The sequence below is a fragment of the Helicobacter sp. genome, assembly GCF_022770205.1.
Classification (GTDB): Bacteria; Campylobacterota; Campylobacteria; order Campylobacterales; family Helicobacteraceae; genus Helicobacter_D.
The window spans coordinates 1-2,695 of the sequence record NZ_JALEIK010000036.1 but is presented as its reverse complement, the minus strand read 5'-3'; the positions used below and the strand labels follow the sequence as shown (position 1 = coordinate 2,695).

At 33.9% G+C, this 2,695-nt stretch carries 3 protein-coding genes; all 3 read right to left on the bottom strand.

Translation table 11 applies throughout. From position 1 onward, the window contains the following. Nucleotides 1-695: 695 nt before the first annotated feature. Entirely contained in the window at nucleotides 696-1,202 is a 507-nt protein-coding gene (locus MRZ19_RS06705) for a Panacea domain-containing protein (protein ID WP_291031532.1), read from the bottom strand. Nucleotides 1,203-1,674: 472 nt separating this feature from the next. Then, nucleotides 1,675-1,929 (bottom strand): hypothetical protein, encoded by a 255-nt coding sequence (locus MRZ19_RS06700; RefSeq protein ID WP_291031531.1) that lies wholly within the window; start codon nucleotides 1,927-1,929, stop codon nucleotides 1,675-1,677. 87 nt (nucleotides 1,930-2,016) lie between these two features. Beyond that, nucleotides 2,017-2,695, bottom strand: a 679-nt coding sequence (locus MRZ19_RS06695) for a restriction endonuclease (RefSeq protein ID WP_291031530.1), incomplete at its 5' end; no start/stop codon positions are given.

Sequence of the window (2,695 nt, the reverse complement as noted above, 5' to 3'; positions counted from 1 at the left end):
TGTAAGCAGCATAAAAGAAACTTTATACTACCATTAGAGCCACTGAAGCTTTGAGGATCTATTTAACGCTCTTTAGTAGCGTTGAATAGAAAGCCTTAAAGCGAAGTGATAATATATAACAAAATTTTCTTAAAAGTCAAGACAATACAAACATTAGTTTTATCTATAAGAATTCTTTAATGTGTTGTAATAGCGTTGATTGTGATATTTAATAGACTTTTTACGAATGATTTTTGCAAACTTTAAGCTTTAAAATTTGTATAAAAATTTAGCAATTTATATTTTAAAGATACAAAAATACTACTTTAGCGTTTTACATTCATCTGCCGATTCGTGCCAAAGCTACCCACTTCTAAGGTAGTCAGCTAGAATGACGAGAAACAATCGCGCTTTAAGTTTGCTTTTTGGTTTAAATCTATACGAGTAAAGACGCATTTAGTTGTTTTAGTGTTGTTTAACACAATGTCCTCTTTCCTAAAGACGACAATAAAGCATTCACTCTTAGAAACACTGCTGAATTGGTTTAATTCCTTTACTCCCGTAGCCGCTCCAATTTTAATAGAGTGCAATACACCCGTTAATTTATGATAAAAAGGCTCTCCATACTGATTTATCCATTGTGTAACCTTTAATAGCTCACCTTTATCTATATCGTAATGCCTTTTAATATTATCAATATTGCTCCAATTGCTGATTCATTGATATTGCGCGCGCATTCTTTCTAGTTCATCATCTCCAATCTCTAAAAAATCCCTAGCAAAAACACCCTCTACAAGCATTATATCGCCATTTTCTAAAGCAGACCATTGTCTATCGTGGCTAACTTCTGATAATTGTGCTGCACTCATTGCGCCATAAGCATTTAAACATTGGTCAATCACCGCTATTTCTGTATCACTAAGATTCATAGGCTCTTTTAAGCAAGTGTAATTTCCGCCACTTACTTTTAAAATCCCATCTCTAACCATATCTTCAAGGATTCTATCGTGTTTTTTATTAGTATCCTGCGCATTGTTTTTTGCAAGCTTTGGGACGGGACCATAATTAAGTCTAATAAATTTCAATTCGCTTAATTCTTTAGAGTAAAGATACATAAACTCCCTATGTGCGAACCATAAAAGTTTGAAAATCTTTGTTTTTTTAACGCCCTCTTGATTAAATCTATTCACAATGTAGGCAATCACTGCTTCATACTTTTTCATCTTGTTATCCTTTATTTAATTTTAGCACAAATCCGCTTCTTTACTCATTAATGGGTGTGGGGTTTATAGAATCCTAGCGACTTAGAATCTCTTTTAATGTGCGAAAGTCTTTTAATTCTGCGATTTTGTAAAGCATTTTAAGAGATTGTTCCACTTGTGAATTTTAATACAAAAAATGTGTATTTCCAATGTTTAAGGTCTGAATCTCTTTGCTTTGAGGAAGGAGGTTTAAAGATGATAGAGTTAGTATTGATTTTAGTCTTGCTACTTTTGCTTATCCAAGCTATAAAAGCCTAAATAAGCATTCTTAAAAAACCTTTGAAATTATAAGCTACCTACGCTAAAGAGAGACTTAAACAATCTAACTTTCAAAGCCTTAAGCGTAGGGGCTTTGAATACCCCTTAATACACCTTCACGCTAAGCTTTGCACGCACAATTCCAATGATATTGATTTTATCCAGCTTTTGCGACTCAAAATGACGATAAAAAAGCAACATAAACGCCAATGACGAAAATCCAAGAAATTATGCCAAAAACTAGAATCGCAAAACCTATAAAATTTTCTAAAAATTTAACAGCAGAAAAAATCATCATCACCACAACACCAAGAATCCTCACCGCTAGCCAAGCTAAACCAGCAACTAAAGACCATTCATAATCATTAATAAAGTATCCCCAGCAACTCAAAACAATCATTACAACATCGCTACTAATAAGATTAAGCATTATTTTCCTCCTCCACTCCCCAATTTTTCAAAAAATTCTCCCATTTACATCCTCTTATAAATAATCTCATAAACCCCAATTACGCGTCTAATTGGGTGTGGGATTCGTGTTGTTGTCTTCAGCAATCATATCTTTTGCCCTCTTTATTAAATGCGACATAAATTCATAGGTTTCAAAATAAAAAATATTATCCTCTTTGAAACCCAGCCTATCATACTCTTTATGGTTAGGCAAAAAATATTTATCTCTTTTTGCACTATATTTGATTTTAGGATAATCCACACTATAAGGAATCACCTCATAGCTCACCCCTGCATTTCGCAAAAAGTCCTTTTGTTCGTCATTTAATATATCAGAATGCGCGTAAAAGGAAGCAAAGCACTCGCCCCCCTCCTTTTGTCTTTCCATTTCTCTAGCCCCCACAAAAGCCCTTAATTCTTTATTGTGTATAGACTTTCTAGCATAGCACTTGCACTGCACGATAACCTTATTCCCGCTTTCATTATAATAGTATAAATCCACCCCCTCATCATCAAACCCCATTATTCTACCATTATAAACAACACTTGTTTTAAGTTTTGATTCAATCAAATATCCAATATACCGCTCATACATTGCGCCCACAGAGTTATTATTTTCATAAGTTTTAAATCCATTGCGCCAAGAAATAAACCTTTGATTGTAGCGTGATAACTCTTTTTCTACAGCCTCTGCCTCTTTTTTCTCTAGGGATTCCGCGTTTTCTTGTTTTGTCTGTTCTTTTGGT

Excerpts from the sequence above, each read along its gene's own strand:
- MRZ19_RS06705 (WP_291031532.1), bottom strand. The coding sequence starts at position 1,202 with ATGAAAAAGTATGAAGCAGTGATTGCCTACATTGTGAATAGATTTAAT.
- MRZ19_RS06700 (WP_291031531.1), bottom strand. The coding sequence starts at position 1,929 with ATGCTTAATCTTATTAGTAGCGATGTTGTAATGATTGTTTTGAGTTGC.